Source organism: Sphingopyxis sp. 22461 (assembly GCF_052044915.1).
Lineage (GTDB): Bacteria > Pseudomonadota > Alphaproteobacteria > Sphingomonadales > Sphingomonadaceae > Sphingopyxis.
Window position 1 is genome coordinate 68,717 of record NZ_JBQENY010000003.1, and the last position, 20,723, is coordinate 89,439.

A 20,723-nucleotide genomic window follows, 5' to 3' on the forward strand; every position below is an offset into this window, starting at 1 on the left:
AGAGAGAGGATGGAAAACCAGGGCCCGACGACGGGACTCACCCCGCATATCGCCATCGCCGACAAGCGCGCGAGCGAGGCGATCGATTTTTACATCAAGGCGTTCGGCGCGACCGAGAATATGCGCATGCCCGCCGACGATGGCGTGCGGCTGATGCACGCGCATCTGACGATCAACGGCGCGTCGCTGATGATGCACGACGAATTTCCCGAATATGTCAGCGAACCCTCGGGCAAGCCCGATGGCGTGACCTTGCACCTGCACGTCGACGACGCCGACGCCTGGTTCGACCGCGCGGTCGCCGCCGGCGCGACGGTGGTGATGCCGCTCGACAATATGTTCTGGGGGGACCGTTACGGCCAAATCAAGGATCCGTTCGGCCATCAATGGTCGATCGGCGCGCCGATCAAAGGAGAGTGAAAATGACGAACCAACCGACAAGCCAGCCCGTGACCCTCTGCCTCTGGTACGACAAGGACGCCGAGGAAGCCGCGAACTTCTATGCCGCGACCTTCCCCGACAGCAAGGTCGGGTCGGTCCACAAGGCGCCGGGCGACAATCCGAGCGGCAAGGAGGGCGACGTGCTGACGGTCGACTTTACCGTTCTCGGCATATCGTGCGTCGGGCTCAACGGCGGCCCCGCCTTCAAGCATAGCGAGGCCTTTTCCTTTCAGGTCCACACCGACACGCAGGAGGAAACCGACCGGCTGTGGAACGCGATCGTCGGCAATGGCGGACAGGAAAGCATGTGCGGCTGGTGCAAGGACAAATGGGGGCTGAGCTGGCAGATCACTCCGCGCGCGCTGACCGACGCAGCGATGGGCGGCGACCCCGCGGCCGCCAAACGCGCGTTCGAGGCGATGATGACGATGAAGAAGATCGATATCGCGAAGATCGAGGCCGCGGTGCGGGGCGAAGCCGTTGACGCGGCGTAGTCCGGCGCTCTTCGCCTGGCTGCTCTGCGGCACGCTCGACATCGTCTATGCGGCGGTGTCGAGCGTCGTGCAGGGGGGCACCGTCTCCTCGATGCTCCACGCCGTCGCGAGCGGGCCGTTCGGCGACGCCGCGCGCGGCTGGGGCATCGGCGGCGACATCGCAGGGCTCGCGACGCATTATGCGATCATGGGTGCGATGGTCGCTACGTGGTTCTTTGTCGCGCGGCGCTGGACCGCGCTGACCGTATGGCCATGGTGGCTCACCGGCACGCTCTATGGGCTGCTGCTCTATGTCATCATGAACGGGATCGTGCTGCCGCTGCGCTTCGGAGTGCCCTTCCCGCCGACCGACCTCGTCAAAGGCGCGGTCGCGCTCTTTCCGCATATTTTCTTCGTCGGCTGGCCGCTCGCCTGGCTGACGCGCAAGGATGGTAATTGATGCTGATCTATTATGGCCACCCCTTCTCCTCCTACACCTGGAAAGTGCTGATCGCGCTGTACGAGAAGGGGATCGAATTCGACTATCGCTCGGTCGACCCGGCGTTCCCGGACCATATGCCCGAGCTGAAAGCGCACTGGCCGGTCGGGCAGTTTCCGCTGCTCGTCCACGACGGCATTCCCTATTTTGAATCGTCGATCATCATCGAATATCTCGACCGGCTGGTGCCCGAACCGCGCCTGATCCCGGCGGATTTCGATGCGGCGCTGAAAGTCCGGCTGTTCGACCGCGTCTTCGACAATCATGTCATGGGCCGGATGCAGGCGGTCGTCGCCGACGCGATCCGCGGGCCCGAAAATCACGTCCCGATGATCGTCGAGCAGTCGAAAGCCGCGCTCGATACCGTCTATGGCTGGCTCGACAAGGAGCTGGCGGGCGGCGGATGGGCGACGCCCCATGGCTTCACCATGGCCGATTGTGCGGCGGCGCCTTCGCTCTTCTATGCCGACTGGGTTCATCAAATCCCGGACACATATGAGAATCTGCGCGCCTATCGCGCGCGGCTGCTCGCGCATCCGACGATTTCGCGCTGCGTCGAGGAAGCGCGGCCCTATCGTCCCTATTTCCCGCTCGGCGCGCCCGACCGCGATTGAGGAAGAATGGCGGTCGAGCTCAACCACACGATCATCTGGTGCCGCGACAAGCGCGCGTCATCGGCCTTCCTGGCCGAAATGTTCGCGCTCGACCCGCCCGAACCCTTCCTCCATTTCATGGTCGTCCGGCTCGCGAACCATGTGTCGGTCGATTTCATGCAAAAGGACGGACCGGTCGCGCCGCAGCATTATGCCTTTCTGGTCAGCGAAGCCGAGTTCGATGGCGTGATCGACCGGCTCGCGGCGCGCGGGCTCGACTATTGGGCCGACCCCGCGCGCACCCGGCCGGGCGAGATCAATCGCCATTTCGGCGGGCGCGGCGTCTATTTCGCCGATCCCGACGGCCATCTGCTCGAAGCGATCACGACACCCTATGGCACCGAAAGCGAGCTGTAGCGCGATTGTCCCGGATCGCGGTTAACGGCGCGCTGACACTGCCTCTTTGCCATTTGATAGGCGCGCACGCGCGAAGGCGGATGCATGGTTTCGCCGTCGGCCTTCGTCCGCACGCTGATCGTCGCCGCTTTGGCGGCGGTGCTCGCGTTCGCGCCGGCGCAGGCGCAGCAGGTCGTGACGATCACCACCACGACGGTGACGTGGACCTATGACGATACCGGCGACGACGCCGAAGCCGCCGACAGCGATGAGGGTGTCATCTACGAAGGCGCCGCGCTGCTGGGTGACGAGGCGCTCGCCGAGGATGCCGATTTCGCGGCGGCGCGCCGCTACGCCCCCGCCGCCACGCTCGCGACACTCGGCCATGCCAAGGCGCGCTTCGGTCCCTTTTCGGTGATCGACGGCGCGACCGTCCGCATGGCGGGCGACGTCACGTCGGCAACCCCGCGCCAGTTCGCGGCGATGCTCGCGGCCTATCCCGGTCTCAAGCGGCTCGAAATGACCGACTGCCCCGGTAGCCTCGACGAGGAAGCGAATTTGATCCTCGCGCGCGCAATCCGCCGCGCGGGGCTCGAAACCGTGGTTCCGGCGGGCGGCTCGATCCGCTCGGGCGCGGTCGAACTGTGGCTCGCCGGGGTCACCCGCCGCGCCGCGCCCGACGCCGAATTCGGCGTCCACAGCTGGGCCGACGAATATGGGCGCGAGGCGAACGACTATCCGGCGAACGACCCGGTCCACGCCGAATATCTGGGCTATTACCGCGAAATGGGGCTGAACGACGCGAAGGCGCGCGCCTTTTACGCGCTAACCAACAGCACCCCGTTCGACGACGTCCGCTATCTGACGCGCGACGATATGGCGCGCTTCGTCACGCTCAACTGACGCGGCGCCGCTTCGCGGCTGCTTTAGCCTTGCAACACGCCGCAGCCTCCCCACATCGCCCCCATGGCGAAACGCAGCCTTTACCAGCGATTGCGATCGAACCCGCGGGTGCGGACGGCGCTGTTCGTGCTTGGCGTGCTGCTGATGATCGCCGCGCCCTTGCTCGGTCCGCTGCCGGGGCCGGGCTTTGTCATCCTGTTTCCCGCGGGACTGATGCTGGCTTTGCAGAACAGCGAGTGGGCGAAGCGCGTCTATGTCCGCTTCAAGCGGCGCCACCCGCGCTATGCCGGCTGGACGGACCGGTTGATGCGGCGTACCAGCGCGGCGCGGCGGCGCGAACGCGAAGCGCTGGCGGCAGCCGATGGCGAAACGACCGAAAACCGCGCCAATGGCGATTGACTTTGCGCCGACTCTCGCTTATCCGCGCCTCCATCAGTGGCCGCCCACGTTTGGCGGCCCTTTTCTGTTAAAGCCTTTGACGAGAATTAGGGACAACCGCGATGAAGCGTACCTTTCAACCGAGCAACCTCGTGCGCGCCCGTCGCCACGGTTTCCGCGCCCGCAAGGCAACGGTTGGCGGCCGCAAGATTCTCGCCAACCGCCGCGCCCAGGGCCGCAAGAAGCTGTCGGCCTGATCGCTGACGCTTCTGCGCCAGTTCAGCTGGTGCGAACGCTTTCAAAACGCAGCGAATTTCTGGCCGCGAACCGTGGCCTTCGCTTTCCCATGCCCGGCTTTGTCCTGCTCGTCCGCCAGCGCGGCGACGGCGACGACGCGCTGGGCATCGGCTATACCGTCAGCAAGAAAGTCGGCAATTCGGTCACGCGCAACCGGATGAAGCGCCGCCTGCGCGCCCTGTGCCGCGCCGCGCTCCCCGAATCGGGGATCGCCGGCGCCGACCATGTCCTGATCGGCCGGCCGGGCGGCAACGACATCGTCTTTGCCGAACTCGGCGAGCATCTCGATTCGGCGCTGAAGCGCGCGGCGAAGAAGCTCGGGACGAAGCCGTCGTGATTGCCGCCCATCTCCTTTATCGTCACCCCGGACTTGATCCGGGATCCCGCTCGGCGACGTTGAAAAGCGGGACCCCGGGTCAAGTCCGGGGTGACGAAGAAGAAAAAACATCGATCGCGCGTGAAGTTGCGCAGATTTCCGGGCTTTTCTCGTGATCGCCAAATTGCTCATCCTGATCGCGCGCGGCTGGCAAATCGGCCCGTCGCGCATCCTGCCGCCGACCTGCCGCTACGCGCCCTCGTGCAGCGAATATGCGATCATCGCACTGCGGCGCCATGGTGCGATCAAGGGTGGCTGGCTGGCGACAAAGCGGCTATTGCGCTGCCATCCTTGGGGGGGACACGGGTACGACCCGGTCCCGTAATCGATTCCCGACATTCTTTAGAGACGAAGAGAGACCGAAGAGCGTGGACGACAAGCGTAACATGATCGCGGCAATTTTGTTGTCGGTGGCCATCCTGATCGGCTGGAATTTCGTCTCCGAGAAATTCTTCCCCACCCCCGACAAGCCCGATGTGACCACGACGGTCGCCGGGCCGGGCGGCTCCGCGCCCGCCGCGGCGCCGGGCCAGCCCGCCGCGCTGCCCGCCCCCGGGGTGCCCGCTACGGCGGCGCCGCAAGCGATCCGCCCGATCGAAGCGGTGCTCGCCGACGGCAACCGCATTCCGATCGAAACCCCCGCGATCAAGGGGTCGATCAACCTCGTCGGCGCGCGCGTCGACGACATCACGCTCAGCAAATATCGCCAGACGATCAAAAAGGATTCGCCGCCGGTTCGCCTGTTTGCCCCCGCGGGCACCAAGGCCGCCTATTTCGCCAGCATCGGCTGGTCGGCGCAGGGCGTCGTCGTTCCGGGCCCGACCACGGTCTGGACCGCGACCGGGACCAAATTGACCCCGACGACGCCGGTCACGCTGAGCTGGGCCAACGGCGCCGGTCAGACCTTCCGCATCGAATATAGCATCGACGATGATTATCTGATCACCGCGAAGCAGACGATCGCCAACACCGGCGCCGCGCCGGTCGCGGTGCGCAGCGGCACCTATATCGACCGCACCGGCAAGCCGACCGACCCGCACGAGCAGGACAGCTGGACGATCCATGTCGGCCCGACCGGCTATCTCGACGGCAAGTCGAACTTCACCAATTATGACGAACTCGAGGAGGCTGCGAACAACACGGTTTCCTACACCTCGGCGGGCTGGCTCGGCTTTACCGACAAATATTGGCTCGCCGCGGTCGTCCCCGCGAAGGGCGAAAAAGTCTCCGCCGCGTTCAATTCGCTGCCGGGCGGTGCCTATCGCGCCGCCTTTGCCCGCGACCTTGTCGAAGTTGCGCCGGGCAAGCAGATCACGACCACCAGCCGCGTCTTTGCCGGCGCCAAGGAAGTGAGCACGCTCTCGCACTATCAGGACGATCAGGGCATCACGCGCCTGTCGAACGCGATCGACTGGGGCTGGTTCGAATTTTTCGAGGTGCCGATCTTCAAGCTGCTCGACTGGCTGTTCAAGCAGGTCGGCAATTTCGGCGTCGCGATCATGGCGCTGACCTTGATCATCCGCGCGCTGATGTTCCCGATCGCGCAGCGCCAGTTCGGATCGATGGCGCAGATGCGCCTCGTCCAGCCGAAGATGAAGGCGCTGCAGGAACGCCATAAGGACGACAAGCCCAAGATGCAGCAGGAGCTGATGAAGCTCTACAAGGACGAGAAGATCAATCCGCTCGCCGGCTGCCTGCCGATCGTCATCCAGATCCCGATCTTCTATGCGCTGTATAAGGTGCTGATGCTGACGATCGAAATGCGGCACCAGCCGTTCATCCTTTGGATCAAGGATCTGTCGGCGCCCGATCCGCTGCACATTCTCAATCTGTTCGGGCTGCTGCCCTTCACCCCGCCGTCGATCCTGTCGATCGGCATCCTCGCGGTGATCCTGGGCATCACGATGTTCCTGCAGTTCCGTCTGAACCCGCAGGCGACCGACCCCGTGCAGCAGCAGGTGTTCAAGATCATGCCCTGGCTGTTCATGTTCATCATGGCGCCGTTCGCGGCGGGTCTGCTGCTCTACTGGATCACCAACAATATCCTGTCGATCGCGCAGCAGCAGTGGATGTACCGCAAGTTCCCGCAGCTGAAGGCGGCACCGACGACGTGAGCGAAGTCGAACTTGAACCCGGGGCCGACCCCGAACGGGCGGAGCGCGCGCGCAAGCTGTTTTCGGGACCGATTGCGTTCCTGAAATCGGCGCCCGCGCTCCAGCATCTGCCGCCGCCGAGCGTGCCCGAGATCGCGTTCGCGGGGCGCTCGAACGTCGGCAAATCGTCGCTGCTCAACGCGCTGACGAACCGGGGCGGCCTCGCGCGCACCTCGGTGACGCCGGGGCGGACGCAGGAACTCAACTATTTCGACGTCGGCGAAGATCCGCTCATCTTCCGGCTCGTCGACATGCCCGGTTACGGCTTTGCCAAGGCGCCGAAGGATGTCGTCAAGAAATGGCGCTTCCTGATCAACGATTACCTCCGCGGCCGCGCGGTGCTGAAACGCACGCTCGTGCTGATCGACAGCCGCCACGGGATCAAGGACGTCGACCGCGACGTGCTCGAAATGCTCGACACCGCGGCGGTCAGCTATCGCATCGTGCTGACCAAGGCCGACAAGATCAAGGCGACCGAACTCGAAGCGGTGCAGGCCGCGACCGAGGCCGAAGCCCGCAAGCATCCCGCCGCGCACCCGCAAGTGATCGCAACGAGCAGCGAAAAGGGCATGGGGATCGCCGAGCTGCGCACCGCGGTGCTGGAGGCGGTCGAGTCATAATTTCTCCTCTCCCCTTGCGGGAGAGGATGGTGCAGGTTGCGGACTTGTCCGCTACCGGAACCTCGAGAGGGGGCGTGCGCACGCAACCGTTGACACCCCCTCTCCCAGCTACGACTAGGCAGCAAGCTGCCAAGTCTGCGCAACCCTCTCCCGCAAGGGGAGAGGGATTAAAGGAGACACCATGAAACTCTTCCTCGGCAACAAGGCGTATTCAAGCTGGAGCCTGCGCGGCTGGCTCGCGGTCAAGCATAGCGGCCTGCCGTTCGAGGAAGTCACCGTCCCGCTTTACGACGAGGACTGGTCGAACCGCCGCGAGGGCGACGAGTTCGCGCCGTCGGGCGGCAAGGTGCCGATCCTGTGGGACGGCGACGATATCGTCGTGTGGGACAGCCTCGCGATCATCGACTATCTCAACGAAAAGACCGGCGGCACCAAAGGTTTCTGGCCCGACGACATGGCGGCGCGCGCGATGGCGCGCTCGATGGCGGCCGAAATGCATTCGAGCTTTGCCGCGCTCCGCCGCAACCACAGCATGAACATCCGGCGCATCTACCCCCCCGCCGAACTGCTCCCCGAAGTGCAGGCCGATGTCGTGCGCATCTTCCAGATCTGGGCCGAGGCCCGCGCGCGCTTCGGCGGCGACGGCGATTATCTTTTCGGCAAATGGTCGGCGGCCGACATCATGTTCGCGCCCGTCGTCACGCGCTTCATCACTTACTCGATCCCGCTGCCGCGCTTTGCCGCCGCTTATGCGCAGGCGGTGATCAGCCACCCGTGCATGCAGGAATGGATCGGCGGCGCGCAGGCCGAGGACTGGATCATCGAGAAGTTCGAGGGGCCGGTCGAGGGCTGAGCCCAAGCTATCGCGGCGATGAACCGGCCGTTCAGGACATGACCATGTCGGCCTGCTATTCCGGGCCTATGCGATATCCTGTCACCGCGGCGCTGATCGCCTTTGCCCTGCTGTTCCCGGCCGCCAGCCCGGCGGCGGCGCAGCGCGGGGCGGACTGGGAGATCGGCCCGATCATTCGCGGCAAGAATTATTCGCAAGGCATGCCGCTGCGTCCGCAGCCGACCCGTACCGGGTGGCAATTCGACTTTCCCGTCGGCAGCGCCGCCGCCGGCCATGTCCATTATGTCACCTTTCGCCCCGGCCCGATCTCGCCGCAAGCCCGCATCGTCGTGCGCTACCGCGTCGATGCACAGGCCGGCACGCGCTTCGTGCCGCAGGAAAGCCCCGATGTTCCCGCCACCGTGTCGCTCTATTTCCAGCGGCGCGGCGACAATTGGAGCGCGAAGGGCCGCTACGAAGATTTTCGCTGGTACGCCCCCGCCGCCACGGTGCGCGAAATCTCGCCGGGCGAACATGAAATCAGCGTGCGGCTCGACGATCCGAACTGGATTTCCGTCCTGGGCCGAACCGCCGGATCGAAGCCGGGCGCGATCGAGGCCGCACTCGCCGATATCGACCGCATCGGGCTGGTCTTCGGATCGCCGGCGGCGCGCGGTCACGGCGTCTATGCGACCGCACCCGCCCGGTTCACACTGCTGAGCTACCGAATTCTCTAGGGAATCCGCGACGTCGGATAGGGTGTCCCGTCCTTGTGGAAATAGCCGTCGGGCGTGAAGAGCATGTCGATGTCCGAATAGCCGCCGCCGGTGTCATATTTCTTGCCGCCGCCCAAGGCGACGAAGACGCAGTCGGCGCCCGATTCGTTGACGAGGTGATGGCCGTTGGTGCTGCCCTTCGGCCACACCGCGATGTCGCCGGGCCGCATCGGCCAGCGTCCGTCATCTTCGATCAGCACCGCCTCGCCCGAAATCATCACGAGCATCTCGTCCTCGCCGTCGTGCCAGTGACGCTGCGACGACCAGGCGCCGGGTTTGAGCACGACATGGCTCGCGGCGAAGTCGCTGAGCCCCGTCGGCGGCGCGAGGCGGCGGTACCAGCGGCCCTGCACAGGCGCATCGTAAGGCGCGGGATAGCCCGTCGTGTTGGTTTGCGGGATCGTATCGAGATCGAGCTTGGGCATGGCAGTCCTCATGGCTTTGTTCTTCCTTTGTTTCGCACAAAGGCGACGCGATGCAAAGCCTCGACTTGCGGCCGCGCGAGGGAGTAAGGGAGCGGCATGAGCATCACCGTCGACCCCGTAGAGCTTGCCAAGGCGCTGATCGCCGCGCCGAGCGTCACCCCCGCCATGGGCGCCGTGTTCGACACGCTGGAGGCGGCGCTGACCCCGCTCGGCTTCACCGTCGAGCGCTTCATCGACGGGATCGAACCCGACGGGCCGGTCGAAAACCTGCTCGCGGTGCGGACGGGCAAAGGCCCGAAGCATTTAGGCTTTGCCGGGCATCTCGATGTCGTGCCGCCGGGTATCGGCTGGACCGGCGATGCCTTTGCTCCCGAGGTGCGCGGCGAGCTGCTCTACGGCCGCGGCGCGGTCGACATGAAGGGCTCGATCGCCGCCTTTGTCGCTGCGGCGGCCGCGACGCCGGTCGAGGCGGGCACGATCAGCCTGATCATCACCGGCGACGAGGAAGGCCCGGCGATCTTTGGCACGCGCGCGCTGATGGAGCATATGGACGCGCGCGGCGTCCGCCCCGACATGATCGTCGTCGGCGAGCCCACGTCGGTGAACCGGCTCGGCGACATGGTGAAGATCGGCCGGCGCGGCTCGGTCAATATCTGGATCGACGTGCCCGGAACGCAGGGCCATGTCGCCTACCCGCACCTCGCCGACAATCCGATCCCCAAGCTGGTCAAGATTTTGGCGGCGATCGATGCGGTGGTGCTAGACAGCGGCAACGACTGGTTCCAGCCGTCGAACATCGAATTCACCGACATCGAGGTCGGCAATGGCGCAACCAATGTCATCCCCGCGTCGGCGCGCGCGCGGCTGTCGATCCGCTTCAACGACCGGCATAAGGGCGCCGACCTCGTCGCGATGATCGAGCGTCTTGCGCACGACGTCGAGCCCAATGCCAAGGTGCTCGGCAAGATTTCGGGTGAAGCCTTCCTGACCCCGCCGGGCGACCTGTCCGAACTGGTCGCCGAGGCGATCCATGCCGAAACCGATGTGCGCCCCGAAATGTCGACCACCGGCGGCACCTCGGACGCACGCTTCCTCCACGCGCTCTGCCCGGTGGTCGAGTTTGGGCTGACCAATGCCACGATGCACAAGCTCGACGAAGCCGTCGCGGTCGAGGATCTGCACACGCTCACCGCCATCTATCGTGGCATATTGATGCGCGCTTTCGTCTAATCGTCGCGGGCGCGCCGCAGGATGACATAGACCGCGCCCGCGCCGCCGTGGCTGATATGCGCGGGGCGGAGCGCGACGATCTGGTCGGCGTAGGGCGAGTAAGCAAGCCAGTCGGGCAGTGAAGCACGGATCGCGCCGCGCGGGCGCGGATCGCCGTGCATCTGCGGCAGACGGTCAGCGCCGGGGCGCAGCCGTCCCGCCACCACCAGCAGCACGCGCGCGCCGCGCATCAGCCCGCGCCCGATCGCCTCGTCGAGCAAAGCCTGCGCCGAGGCGAGTGTATGGCCGTGGAGGTCGATGCTGAGATCGGGGCGGACGAGCCCCTTGCGCAAGCGGCGGTCCCAATGGCCGTCGAGCGTCGCCGCCTGGTGCGTACGGCGCGGCGGCGGCAGTTTCGTCGCGGGTCGCGGCGCGGCGGCGGGGACCGCGACGCTGCGCGGGGTGGGTTTCGGCGGCTTCACGGTCGGCGGCGCCACGGGCGCGGACGGCGCCTTCGCCTTGGCGAGCGGCTTTACCGTCGCCGCGACCTTTTTCCACAGCGCGCTTTCTTCGGGGGCGAGGCGCCGCGGCACATCAAGGCGCCGGGATCAGCCGTGCGATGCTGGCGCGCGGAAGCAGCAGCAGCGCCGAGCCGCGCCCCGCCATGCCGCCCGCGATCGCGCGCGCATCGTCGCCCGCGCCCCAGAAGCTGTCGAAGCGGTTGGCGCCCTTGATCGCGCCGCCGGTGTCCTGCGCGATCCACAGCCCATTGGGCTCGGCGCGGTCGAGCGAGAGGACAACGGGCGCGCCGAGCGGCACATATTTGGGATCGGCGGCGACGCTCGCGCGGCCGGTCACCGGGACGCCGAGCGCGCCGAGCGGCCCCGGGCCGGTGAGTTCGCGGAAAAAGACCCAGCTTGGGTTCTCGTTCATCACCGCGGCGCCGCGCACCGGATCGGCGCGGAGGTAATCGAGGATGCCCTGCATCGACGCCTGCCCGCGCTGCAGCTCGCCGCGGTCGAGCAGAAGCTTGCCGATGCCGACATAACCGCGGCCGTTCTGCGTATCATAGCCGATGCGCATGATGCCGCCGTCGGGCAGGCGGAGGCGGCCCGAGCCCTGCACCTGCAGGAAGAAGAATTCAGCCGCGTCGGCGGCATAGGCGATTTCGAGCCCGCGCCCGTCGAGCGCGCCGCTCTCGATCGCGGTGCGGTCGTAATAGCGCGTGAAATTCGAGCCATCGACGCGGCCGCGGATCTTGCGGCCCTTCAAATCGTCGGCGAACTGGCCGAGGTCGACTTCGATCAGGTCGGCGGGGCGGCGATAGATGGGGACGTCATAGCCCGGCTGCTTCGTGCGCGAGCCGGCGATTTCGGGTTCGTAATAACCGGTGACGAAGGCGGTGCCGGCGCCGACCTGTACGGTGCCGAAATAGTTGGTGAAGAAGGCCGAAGCGTCGCCGTCCTTCCAGCTTTTCGCCGCGTTGCAGCTTTCGGTCCAGTCGGCGCCCTGCGTCAGGCCGCTGGTGTCGGTGCGGCGCTGGACCGAGGGGCAGCTGATCCGAAACGCGACGAGCGCCGCGCTCGCCTGTTCGGCGGTCACACCGAGCGTCGCGAAATCGGGGCCCGCGACAACGCCGCTGGCAGCGGCGGTCGCCGCATCGGCCGGGACGGGCGTTGCGGGAAGCGCCGCTCGTGGGGTCGCGGGAATCGGCTGCGCGGCGGCGCCGGCGCCCTCAGACGGGCGCGGTATATAGGGGCGCTGCGTGCCAGCCGGACGCGGCGGTGCAGGGCTGGTGGTCGCGGGACGGCCGCTATCCGCGTCGGGAATCACCGACGCGCAACCCGAAAGCAGTGGCAGAGTAGCGAGCAGCGCGAATCCGAAAGTCCGCGCGCGCGGCGCCCCCACCGCCCGGATCATGCGATCAGGCCGATTCGGCTTCGTCGAGCACCCAATTGGGGTCGTTGCTGCCGATCTGGCGGCGGAAGGTCCACAAATCGTCGGTCTGCGACGCGTCGCTCATCGACCCGGCGATCAGCTTGCCGTCGGCGTCGCGCGTCACCGCGCTGATATCGGCGTGGTAACGAACGGTGACGCGCGCCTCGCTGCGATTCAGTTCGACCGCGGTGATCTTGGCCGAATCGATTCCCATCAGGCGGTTGTCGAGCGTTTCCCCGCGGCTTTCGCGCGCGGCGATCGCGTCGGCAAAGGCTTCGTAGCTGTCGTCGTCGCACAGGTCGCGCAGCGTGTCGCGGTCGCCCTTCCAATAGGCTTCGAGGATCATGCGATAAGCGGCCTCGGCGCCTTCCATGAAGCGGCCGGCGTCGAAATTGCGGTCGGAAGCCAGCAACTGGCGGAGGCCCGCTTCGGCAGCGGGTTCGTAAACGAGACCCGAGGTGTCGGCCGGTGCGGTCGCGGGCGCCTGCGACCCGTCATTCTCGTCGAGCCGGACCGGCGAGGCGGCGGTGCGCTCGCGCGGCAGCACGGGCTCCTGCTCATGCCCCGTGCGCTTGCCGAGCACCGAGTAGAGCCGCATGCCGAGGAAGGCGGCAATCATGGCGAGCAGGACGATCGAAAAAGCGGTCACGGGCAAAAGTCCAATGCGGGCAATAGAAACATAGTGGTTGATACATAGGCGATACGCGCCTCAGTTTCAAATGACCATGACCGCTGCCGCGCGGCGGGTCAACGATTCGCCCTTAACTATAGGATCGACAGGGCGGCCATTGTGCTCGCCGCCGGGCGCTGCTAAGCGCCGCGGCAACCGTCCGCCGCGGTTCCGACACGGTCCGCGGATGCCGATATTGTTTCCATCTTTTCAGTGAAAGCTTCTTCATCATGGCTGACGAGACCAGCGCCGACATCAACAATCCCGCCCTGCAGCCCAATGGCGAAGACACGAGCCCGGCGATCGGCCTGATTTCGCAATATGTGAAGGATCTGTCGTTCGAAAATCCGAACGCCCCCGCGGTTTACCAGTGGCAGGACGCGCCGCAGGTCGATGTGCAGTTCAACATCGCCGCCGACAGCGTCGGCGACAATCTGTACGAAGTGACGCTGAAGATCGATGTCACGTCGAAGACCGATGCGGGCACCAGCTTTGTGATCGACCTGAAATACGCCGGCCTGTTCGGCGTCCGCAACGTCCCCGACGACCAGCTGCAGCCCTTCTTCCTCGCCGAAGCCCCGCGCATCCTGTTCCCCTTCGCGCGCCGCGTCGTTGCCGATGCCGTCCGCGACGGCGGCTTTCCGCCGCTGCTGCTCGAACCGATCGATTTCCACGGCCTGTTCATGCAGCAGGTCCAGCAGGTCGAAGCCGAGCAGGCGGGCGACGTCGCGCCGGTCGGCCAGGCTTAACCCCCTTTCGGGCGGGCTGACGGGTTGAGCAGCCTCATCAAAAATGTCGGGACGATCGGCGGGCTGACGATGGTCAGCCGGATCTTCGGTTTCGCCCGCGACATGCTACTCGCCCGCGTGCTGGGCGCCGGCCTCGCCGCCGACGCCTTCCAGCTCGCCTTCACGCTGCCCAACACCTTTCGCCGCCTGTTCGCCGAAGGCGCCTTCTCGGTCGCCTTCGTCCCGACATACAGCCGCGCGCTGCATGGAGAGGGCGGCGAGACGGCGGCGGCGAAATTCGCCGACGACGTCCTCTCGGTCTTCCTCTGGATATTGCTCGTTTTCTCGGCGGTGATGATGATCGCGATGCCGGGAATCGTGTGGCTGCTCGCGCGCGATTTCCAGGAGGTGCCGGGCAAGTTCGAATTTGCGGTGTTCCTCAGCCGCGTGACCTTCCCCTATCTGGCGCTCGTCAGCCTTGTCGCGATGCTGTCGGGCCTGCTCAATGCCCGCTCGCGCTTTGCGCCGGGCGCCTTTGCGCCCGTGCTGCTCAATATCGTGCTGATCGGCGGCATTATCACCGGATGGTGGCTGCGCGGTCCGGGGGGCGACGACCGGATCGTCGCCGAAGCGCTGTGCGTCGCGGTGAGTATCGCGGGCGTCGTCCAGCTCGCCTATATGTGGTGGGCGGTGCGCCGCGCCGGGCTGAAGCTGCACTGGCACCTGCCCCGGCTCACGCCCGAGGTCAAAAAGCTCGGCATGCTGATCCTGCCCGCGACCTTCGGCGCGGGGATTTATCAGATCAGCCAGTTCGTCGACACCTTCTTCGCGACCTCGCTGGCGCAGGGCTCGCTCACGCTGCTGAAGCTCGCCGACCGGCTCAACCAGCTGCCGCTCGGCATCGTCGGCATCGCGCTCGGCACCGCGATCCTTCCGATGCTGTCGCGACACATCCATAGCGGCGACGCGCAGGAGGCGCAGCGATTGCAGGGCAATGCGTTCGAGATTGCGACGCTGCTGACGCTGCCCGCCGCCGCCGCGCTCGCGATCTGCGCCCCCGCCTTCGTCACCGCTTTTTTTGTCGGCGGGCGGTTCACCGAGGCCGACGGCGCGATCATGGCGCAGATCGTCGCCGCGCTCGTCGCGGGGCTTCCCGCCTATGTCATCGTCAAGATCCTGAACCCGGGCTTCTTCGCGCGCGAGGATATGCGCACCCCGGTGTGGACCGCGCTCGCGGCGCTGATCGTCAATATCGCGATCAACCTTTATGTCGTCGAACATTATGGCATCGTCGGGCTTGCGGGCGCGACCGCGGCGTCGGCGTCGCTCAACTGCATCCTGCTCTACACCGTGCTCCACCGCCGCGGCTGGTTCCATTTCACCGCGAAGATCGCCGGGCGCATCGCGCGCCAGCTGATCGCGGTCGCGGCGATGTCGGCGCTGCTGTGGTGGATGATGCCGATGATGGCGCCTTATTATGGCGGCGGCGTTTTCGAGCGGATCTGGTCGCTCGCGGCGCTCTGTACGGCGGGCGGCGCGGTGTTTTTCGTCGTCGCCTTCCTCGTCGGCGCGCTTGACAAGGATCTCGTCGCCATGCTCACGCGGCGGCGCGCCAAACCGGCGGCGACAGAGGAGTAAGACATGCGGACGCTATCGGGCATCCAGCCCACCGGAAATTTGCATCTCGGCAATTATCTGGGCGCGATCCGCAACTGGGTGCGCATGCAGGACGAGATGCCGGGCGAAAAGCTCTATTTCCTCGCCGACCTGCACGCGATCACCGTCTATAACGACCCCGCCGAGCTGACCGCGAACACGCGCGAAATGGCGGCGGCGTTGCTGGCCGCAGGGATCGACCCCGCGAAATCGATCCTGTTCAACCAGGCGCGCGTTCCCGCGCACGCCGAGCTCGCGTGGCTGCTCTTCTGCACCGCGCGCATCGGCTGGCTGAACCGGATGACGCAGTTCAAGGAAAAGTCGGGCAAGAACCGCGAGGGCGCGAGCGTCGGGCTGTTCGCCTATCCGGTGCTGCAGGCGGCCGACGTGCTGATCTATCAGACGACGCATGTGCCCGTCGGCGACGACCAGAAGCAGCATCTCGAGCTCGCGCGCGACATCGCGACCAAGTTCAACCTCGACACGGCCACCGAGACCTTCACCCTGCCCGAACCGACGATCCCGGCGGCGGCGGCGCGGATCATGAGCCTGCGCGACGGCAGCGCGAAGATGTCGAAGTCGGACCCGAGCGATGCGAGCCGCATCAACCTCGTCGACGACGCCGACACGATCATGGCGAAGATCCGCAAGGCGAAGACCGACGCCGAGCCGCTGCCGTCCGAGGCCGCGGGGCTCGAAGGGCGCGCGGAGGCACGCAATCTGGTCGCCATCTATGCCGCGATGGCCGACGAAAGCGTCGATCAGGTGCTCGCGCGCTTTGCCGGGCAAGGCTTCGGCGCGTTCAAGCCCGCGCTCGGCGAACTGCTCGTCGAAACGCTGCGCCCGATCGCGACGCGGCTGAACGAACTCAAGTCCGACCCGGCGGCGATCGACGCGGCGCTCGAGGCCGGTGCGGCGCGCGCATCGGCGCTCGCCAAGCCGACGCTCGACGCGGCTTATGCCGCGCTGGGGCTGTGCCGCTGACAGCGCGCTGTTTCGCAGGCGAAATTTCTTGTTTTTGCGGCGCGCGACCCCATATCGGGTCGTGGAACCGCCATGCGATGAAACGAGTTCAACCAAGGTTAAGTCGCACCGGCGTAGTCTATGGTACGAGAGCGCGGCTATATGCGCTTCCCGAATACGGAGCCAAGACGATGAGCAAGATGAATCTTAGGCGGCTGGGTCTGGCCGCGATGACCGGCGCGGCGCTCGCGCTCGCGGGTTGCGCGACGCCGTTCAAGGCCGATGTCGCGCGCTTCCAGACGCAGCTTCCCGCACCGCAGGGCCAGAGCTTCACCGTCGAGGCGAGCAACCCCGCGCTGCAGGGCGGCATCGAGTTCGGGCATTATGCCAATCTCGTCGCCGGCGAACTGACGCGCTATGGCTATCGCCCCGCGGCGAATGGCGAACGCGCCGACCTGATCGTCCGCATGGATTATGGCGTCGACAAGGGCCGCGAACGCGTCGTGTCGAGCCCCGGCTTCGGCGACCCCTGGTACGGCGGTTACGGCGGCTATTATGGCCGCGGCTTCTATCGCCCGGTGATCGTCAGCGGCCGCGGCGGGCGCCGCTATGTCTATGGCTATCGCGACCCGTTCCTGTGGGGCGGGTTCGGCCCGGGATGGGGCGGCTATAACGACGTCAGCAGCTACACCGTCTACACCAGCGGGCTGAACCTCCAGATCAACCGCGCCGCCGACGGCTCGCGCCTGTTCGAAGGTCATGCCGAGGCGCAGTCGCGCGACAATAATCTGCAGGCGCTCGTCCCGAACCTCGTCGAGGCGATGTTCACCGGCTTCCCCGGCAATTCGGGCGAGCGGGTGCGGATCACGGTGGCGCCGCCCGAAAAGGGCTGAACCGCCTCGCAAGCCAAAGCAAAAGGCCCGCCATCCGAAAGGAAGGCGGGCCTTTTTTTGGTTGGCATCAAAGCGATATCCGCTTTCGACCGGTTGCGGACTCCAACACTCTCGTCACCCCGGACTTGATCCGGGGTCCCGCTTGAGGTCGGAGCCAGCCGATGCCTCAAAAAGGGGATCCCGGATCAAGTCCGGGATGACGAAGGGTAGGGAAGCAACGTCCGCTCACCACCCCAAAGCGGACCTCACGGCCCGCGACGATGTGGATAACCCCGGGGACAACCCCGGGATAAGTCTGTGGATCAGCTGTTGAGACTGCGCCGGATCGCCGCGATCTCGGCGTCGAGCTCGCTGTCGGCGACGCGCAGTGCCTCGACCGTGCGTACCGCATGGATCACCGTCGAATGGTCGCGCCCGCCGAAGCGGCGCCCGATTTCGGGGTACGAACGCGGGGTGAGTTCCTTCGCGAGATACATCGCGACCTGGCGCGGGCGCGCGACCGCGCGAACGCGACGCTTCGACGACATTTCGGACTTGTCGAGCCGGTAGTGCGCGCAGACCGCGCGCTGGATCTCGTCGATCGTGATACGCGGGCGCGCGGTGCGGACATTTTCGGCCAGCCGGTCTTCGGCGAGCGCGATATCGACCGTCGTGCCGGTGAGCGCGGCGTAAGCGAGCAGCTTGTTGAGCGCACCTTCGAGTTCGCGGATGTTGCGCGTGAAATGCTTGACCAGATAGGCGACGACATTGTCGGGAACATCGACCATCGGCATCGCGGTCAGCCGCTGGCGGATGATGCGTTCACGAAGATCATCCTCGGGCGCCTCGATATCGGCGACCAGCCCGCCCGACAGGCGCGAGAGCAGGCGTGCCTCGACCCCGTCGAGCATCGCCGGCGGTCGGTCGGCGGTGACGACGAGGCGTTTGCCCGCGGTCATCAGGTCGTCGATCGTGTGGAGCAGTTCTTCCTGCGTCGAATTCTTGCCGATCACGAACTGCAGATCGTCGAGCAGCAGCAGGTCGGCGGCGCGCAGCCGCGCCTTGAACGCCATCATGTCGCCGCCGCGCATCGCGCCGACGAATTCGAGCATGAATTTTTCCGCTGACATCAGGATGATGTTCGCGGTCGGGTGCGCCGTGGCATAATCCTGCGCCATCGCCTGCAGGAGATGCGTCTTGCCCTGCCCGGTGCCCGAGCAGAGATAGAGCGGGTTGAACTGCGGCGTCTCGACCATCGCCATGCGGCGCGCGGCGTTGGCGGCGAGGATGTTGCTGCGCGCGACGACGAAGCGGTCGAACGACAGGCGCGGGTCGAAGCCCAGCAGCGCGGGATTGGCGGCGGGTGCCGACGGCGGCGCGTCAAAGCTCGGCAACGGCGAGGCTGCGAGCACCGTGGCGCGATCGTCGGCGGCAGCGCCGCCGCGCACCGTGACGCCGCGCACTGCGGGCAGCTGTTGGCGCCATGCGAGTTCGAGCCGGTCACCGAAACGCTCGTTGATCCAGTTCGCCGAAAAGCGGCTGACGGTTTCGAGCGTCACCACGCCCGACAGCGTGCAATAGTCGGCAAAACGCACGGGCTTCAGCCAATGATCGAAGGTACGCACGCCAAGGTCGCGGCGCAGCCCTTCGGCCACGCGCGGCCAGAGCGTCGCGGCATCACCGCTCATTGCTCCGCCCTTTGCGTCATATCCATGCCGATTGCTGCTTTCTATCACGCCGTGCCGCCCCCTCAGGTCCCCGCGCGCCGCACGATCGGGCGGCCGACCACGCGCCGATTCGTCGCCTGCGCAGGACGCAGGCATACTATCCGGGGCAGATAGCCCGAGAAGATGCGAATCATGTCGATGTGGCGGCCACCGGCGAAGGCCGACGACGCACCCTGTCTAGTCAGGCCGCGCCGAGTCGATCAAGGTCTGGCCGTGTAAAAATACTGAAATAAAAATCTTGACTCAACAGGGGGGCCGGAATCGCGCCAGAACGTCATTTTATGACTGATTTTCAACAGTTTAAATATGACATTCCGGTGACCAAACAACGAATCGCCGTAAATCCGTCACTTACCGCGCTGCAACACTATTGCCATCGCGCTGTCACAATATCCGACGCAAAAAAGGACCCGCGGGCATGAAGCCAGCGGGTCCTTTTTGTTCCCTTTCGGGACGAAGCGAATCAGGCGATCGCGTTCACGCTCTTGGTCAGGCGCGAGAACTTGCGCGCCACGGTGTTCTTGTGGAGCACACCCTTGGCAACGCCGCGCGCCATTTCAGGCTGCGCCGCCTTGAGTGCGGTCGCGGCCGCGTCCTTATCGCCGGCGGCGACGGCGTTTTCGACCTTCTTCACCAGCGTGCGGATGCGCGAAACGCGATTCTTGTTCACGACGGTGCGCGCGGTGTTGCGGCGGATGCGCTTTTTTGCCTGCGGCGTATTGGCCATAAATTCCTCGGTTTCCAAACGGTCTAAGTCAGTCGGAGCGCAGCGTCACCGGAGCAGCCGAATCGCGCAAACAGGCGAATCAATGTCCGGATACGGCCGGTTCCGGTAACCCGGACCCTGCTCGAAGGGTGCGCGCATAGCCAGCTTGGCCCTTTTGGTCAATGCCTATTGCGGGAAAGCACACGCATTACCGCTGGCATTTCGGACAAAAGAAGGTCGAGCGCCCGCTCTGGACGATCCGCGCGATCGTCCCGCCGCATTCGCAAGCCTCGCCCTCGCGGCCATAGACGCGCCAGTCCTTGGCGAAATAGCCGAGATCGCCCTCGGGGCTGAGGAAATCGCGCAAGGTCGAGCCGCCCGCCGCGATCGCCGCGATCAGCACCTCCTTGATCGCGGGCACCAATGCCGCGAGCTTCGCCCTGGCCACATCGGCCGCGGGCTTCGTCGGCGCGATGCGCGCCATGTTGAGCGCTTCGCACACATAGATATTGCCGAGCCCCGCGACGAGCGTCTGGTCGAGCAGCATCGCCTTGATCGGCGCGCGGCGCCCGGCAAGCGCCTTCGCGAGATAGGCGGCGTCGAAGGCTTCGGACAAGGGTTCGGGACCCAGCGTCACGAACGCCGGGAACAACGTCAGCGGATCGCCGCTGACGAGGTCGACCGACCCGAAGCGCCGCGGATCGTGGAGGAACAGCCGGTGTCCCGCGGTTTCGAGCAGCAGATGATCGTGCTTGCCCGCCTCGCCGCCTTCGGTCCGCCAGCGCCCCGACATGCCGAGATGGAAGATCATATGATCGTCCCGGTCGGTCGAGATGACGCCATATTTGGCACGGCGTGACAGGCCCGTGACCGTCGCGCCGGTGAGCCGCTGCGCAAGGTCGGCGGGAAAGGGCCGGCGCAGGTCGGGCCGGAACGTGGTGACCGCGGTCAGCCGCTGGCCTTCGAGGAAGGGCGCGAGGCCGCGGACGGTGGTTTCGACTTCGGGCAATTCGGGCATATCGCGCATCGGGCTACGCGCCATTTGCCTGCACGGCAAGGCCCGGCTAAAGGCCGACGCAACACACCATCTCC

General features: G+C 65.9%; 26 protein-coding genes. 19 read left to right on the forward strand and 7 right to left on the reverse strand.

The genetic code is table 11. From position 1 onward, the window contains the following. Window positions 1-9: 9 nt before the first annotated feature. The 14 genes from ACTJI5_RS05320 (at window position 10) to ACTJI5_RS05385 (ending at window position 8,698) form a co-directional block, all read left to right on the forward strand. On the forward strand, window positions 10-420 hold the full coding sequence (locus tag ACTJI5_RS05320) for a VOC family protein (protein WP_037517040.1): 411 nt from the start codon (window positions 10-12) through the stop codon (window positions 418-420). 2 nt (window positions 421-422) lie between these two features. Further along, window positions 423-935, forward strand: coding sequence for a VOC family protein (locus tag ACTJI5_RS05325; protein ID WP_058538714.1), 513 nt, complete (start codon window positions 423-425; stop codon window positions 933-935). Continuing rightward, a complete protein-coding gene (locus ACTJI5_RS05330; protein WP_310250746.1) occupies window positions 922-1,374 on the forward strand; it encodes a hypothetical protein in 453 nt (150 codons plus the stop codon). Before ACTJI5_RS05325 ends, ACTJI5_RS05330 begins: the two co-directional genes overlap by 14 nt. Then, window positions 1,374-2,027, forward strand: a complete 654-nt coding sequence (locus tag ACTJI5_RS05335) for a glutathione S-transferase family protein (protein WP_058538712.1) — start codon at window positions 1,374-1,376, stop codon at window positions 2,025-2,027. Before ACTJI5_RS05330 ends, ACTJI5_RS05335 begins: the two co-directional genes overlap by 1 nt. 6 nt (window positions 2,028-2,033) lie before the next feature. Next, window positions 2,034-2,423, forward strand: a complete 390-nt coding sequence (locus tag ACTJI5_RS05340; RefSeq protein ID WP_440859609.1) for a VOC family protein — start codon at window positions 2,034-2,036, stop codon at window positions 2,421-2,423. Between the two features lie 84 nt (window positions 2,424-2,507). After that, window positions 2,508-3,305 carry an alpha/beta hydrolase gene (locus ACTJI5_RS05345; RefSeq protein ID WP_440859610.1) on the forward strand — a complete coding sequence of 266 codons (798 nt, stop codon included), beginning with the start codon at window positions 2,508-2,510 and terminating at the stop codon, window positions 3,303-3,305. 63 nt (window positions 3,306-3,368) lie between these two features. After that, window positions 3,369-3,704, forward strand: coding sequence for a PGPGW domain-containing protein (locus ACTJI5_RS05350; protein ID WP_058538709.1), 336 nt, complete (start codon window positions 3,369-3,371; stop codon window positions 3,702-3,704). Window positions 3,705-3,805: 101 nt separating this feature from the next. Continuing rightward, entirely contained in the window at window positions 3,806-3,940 is a 135-nt protein-coding gene (rpmH, locus tag ACTJI5_RS05355) for a 50S ribosomal protein L34 (protein WP_039570342.1), read from the forward strand. Between the two features lie 29 nt (window positions 3,941-3,969). Beyond that, a complete protein-coding gene (gene rnpA, locus ACTJI5_RS05360; protein WP_440859611.1) occupies window positions 3,970-4,317 on the forward strand; it encodes a ribonuclease P protein component in 348 nt (115 codons plus the stop codon). A 151-nt stretch (window positions 4,318-4,468) separates the two neighbouring features. After that, window positions 4,469-4,681 (forward strand): membrane protein insertion efficiency factor YidD, encoded by a 213-nt coding sequence (gene yidD / locus ACTJI5_RS05365; RefSeq protein WP_440859612.1) that lies wholly within the window; start codon window positions 4,469-4,471, stop codon window positions 4,679-4,681. A 43-nt stretch (window positions 4,682-4,724) separates the two neighbouring features. Further along, window positions 4,725-6,470: a membrane protein insertase YidC gene (gene yidC, locus ACTJI5_RS05370; protein WP_440859613.1), complete on the forward strand. Its 1,746-nt coding sequence runs from the start codon at window positions 4,725-4,727 to the stop codon at window positions 6,468-6,470. After that, the gene (yihA, locus tag ACTJI5_RS05375) at window positions 6,467-7,129 is read left to right on the forward strand and encodes a ribosome biogenesis GTP-binding protein YihA/YsxC (protein WP_137893891.1); all 663 of its coding nucleotides are present in this window, start codon (window positions 6,467-6,469) and stop codon (window positions 7,127-7,129) included. Before yidC ends, yihA begins: the two co-directional genes overlap by 4 nt. Window positions 7,130-7,310: 181 nt before the next feature. Then, window positions 7,311-7,982, forward strand: coding sequence for a glutathione S-transferase family protein (locus ACTJI5_RS05380; protein WP_058538704.1), 672 nt, complete (start codon window positions 7,311-7,313; stop codon window positions 7,980-7,982). 68 nt (window positions 7,983-8,050) lie between these two features. Next, window positions 8,051-8,698 carry a hypothetical protein gene (locus ACTJI5_RS05385; RefSeq protein WP_440859614.1) on the forward strand — a complete coding sequence of 216 codons (648 nt, stop codon included), beginning with the start codon at window positions 8,051-8,053 and terminating at the stop codon, window positions 8,696-8,698. Here the strand turns inward: ACTJI5_RS05385 and ACTJI5_RS05390 are convergent. After that, window positions 8,695-9,162: a cupin domain-containing protein gene (locus tag ACTJI5_RS05390; protein ID WP_137893895.1), complete on the reverse strand. Its 468-nt coding sequence runs from the start codon at window positions 9,160-9,162 to the stop codon at window positions 8,695-8,697. The genes ACTJI5_RS05385 and ACTJI5_RS05390 overlap by 4 nt on opposite strands. A gap of 96 nt (window positions 9,163-9,258) precedes the next feature. On the opposite strand from ACTJI5_RS05390, the gene dapE reads away from it, so the two are divergent. Beyond that, window positions 9,259-10,392, forward strand: a complete 1,134-nt coding sequence (gene dapE / locus ACTJI5_RS05395) for a succinyl-diaminopimelate desuccinylase (RefSeq protein ID WP_440859615.1) — start codon at window positions 9,259-9,261, stop codon at window positions 10,390-10,392. Here dapE and ACTJI5_RS05400 read toward each other — a convergent pair. The 3 genes from ACTJI5_RS05400 to ACTJI5_RS05410 are packed head-to-tail and all read right to left on the reverse strand — an operon-like array spanning window position 10,389 to window position 12,958. Next, window positions 10,389-10,964 carry a Smr/MutS family protein gene (locus ACTJI5_RS05400; RefSeq protein ID WP_440859616.1) on the reverse strand — a complete coding sequence of 192 codons (576 nt, stop codon included), beginning with the start codon at window positions 10,962-10,964 and terminating at the stop codon, window positions 10,389-10,391. The genes dapE and ACTJI5_RS05400 overlap by 4 nt on opposite strands. A 1-nt stretch (window position 10,965) precedes the next feature. Beyond that, window positions 10,966-12,291, reverse strand: a complete 1,326-nt coding sequence (locus ACTJI5_RS05405) for an MltA domain-containing protein (RefSeq protein ID WP_440859617.1) — start codon at window positions 12,289-12,291, stop codon at window positions 10,966-10,968. A 4-nt stretch (window positions 12,292-12,295) separates the two neighbouring features. Further along, window positions 12,296-12,958, reverse strand: coding sequence for a Tim44/TimA family putative adaptor protein (locus tag ACTJI5_RS05410; RefSeq protein WP_137893901.1), 663 nt, complete (start codon window positions 12,956-12,958; stop codon window positions 12,296-12,298). A 251-nt stretch (window positions 12,959-13,209) separates the two neighbouring features. On the opposite strand from ACTJI5_RS05410, the gene secB reads away from it, so the two are divergent. From secB to ACTJI5_RS05430, 4 genes are all read left to right on the forward strand, one after another. Next, on the forward strand, window positions 13,210-13,728 hold the full coding sequence (secB, locus tag ACTJI5_RS05415; RefSeq protein WP_058538698.1) for a protein-export chaperone SecB: 519 nt from the start codon (window positions 13,210-13,212) through the stop codon (window positions 13,726-13,728). A gap of 24 nt (window positions 13,729-13,752) precedes the next feature. Then, window positions 13,753-15,345, forward strand: coding sequence for a murein biosynthesis integral membrane protein MurJ (gene murJ, locus ACTJI5_RS05420; protein ID WP_440859618.1), 1,593 nt, complete (start codon window positions 13,753-13,755; stop codon window positions 15,343-15,345). A gap of 3 nt (window positions 15,346-15,348) precedes the next feature. After that, complete coding sequence (gene trpS, locus ACTJI5_RS05425) at window positions 15,349-16,347, forward strand: tryptophan--tRNA ligase (RefSeq protein WP_058538697.1); 999 nt, start codon at window positions 15,349-15,351, stop codon at window positions 16,345-16,347. 170 nt (window positions 16,348-16,517) lie between these two features. Then, complete coding sequence (locus ACTJI5_RS05430) at window positions 16,518-17,219, forward strand: DUF4136 domain-containing protein (protein WP_058538696.1); 702 nt, start codon at window positions 16,518-16,520, stop codon at window positions 17,217-17,219. A 302-nt stretch (window positions 17,220-17,521) separates the two neighbouring features. Here ACTJI5_RS05430 and dnaA read toward each other — a convergent pair whose 3' ends face one another. The 3 genes from dnaA to mutM all read right to left on the reverse strand — a co-directional run bounded on the left by dnaA (window position 17,522) and on the right by mutM (window position 20,649). Continuing rightward, window positions 17,522-18,886, reverse strand: coding sequence for a chromosomal replication initiator protein DnaA (dnaA, locus tag ACTJI5_RS05435; RefSeq protein WP_440859619.1), 1,365 nt, complete (start codon window positions 18,884-18,886; stop codon window positions 17,522-17,524). Window positions 18,887-19,388: 502 nt separating this feature from the next. Further along, the gene (gene rpsT, locus ACTJI5_RS05440; protein WP_037514171.1) at window positions 19,389-19,652 is read right to left on the reverse strand and encodes a 30S ribosomal protein S20; all 264 of its coding nucleotides are present in this window, start codon (window positions 19,650-19,652) and stop codon (window positions 19,389-19,391) included. 187 nt (window positions 19,653-19,839) lie between these two features. Then, window positions 19,840-20,649, reverse strand: a complete 810-nt coding sequence (mutM, locus tag ACTJI5_RS05445) for a bifunctional DNA-formamidopyrimidine glycosylase/DNA-(apurinic or apyrimidinic site) lyase (protein ID WP_440859831.1) — start codon at window positions 20,647-20,649, stop codon at window positions 19,840-19,842. Between the last annotated feature and the right edge of the window lie 74 nt (window positions 20,650-20,723).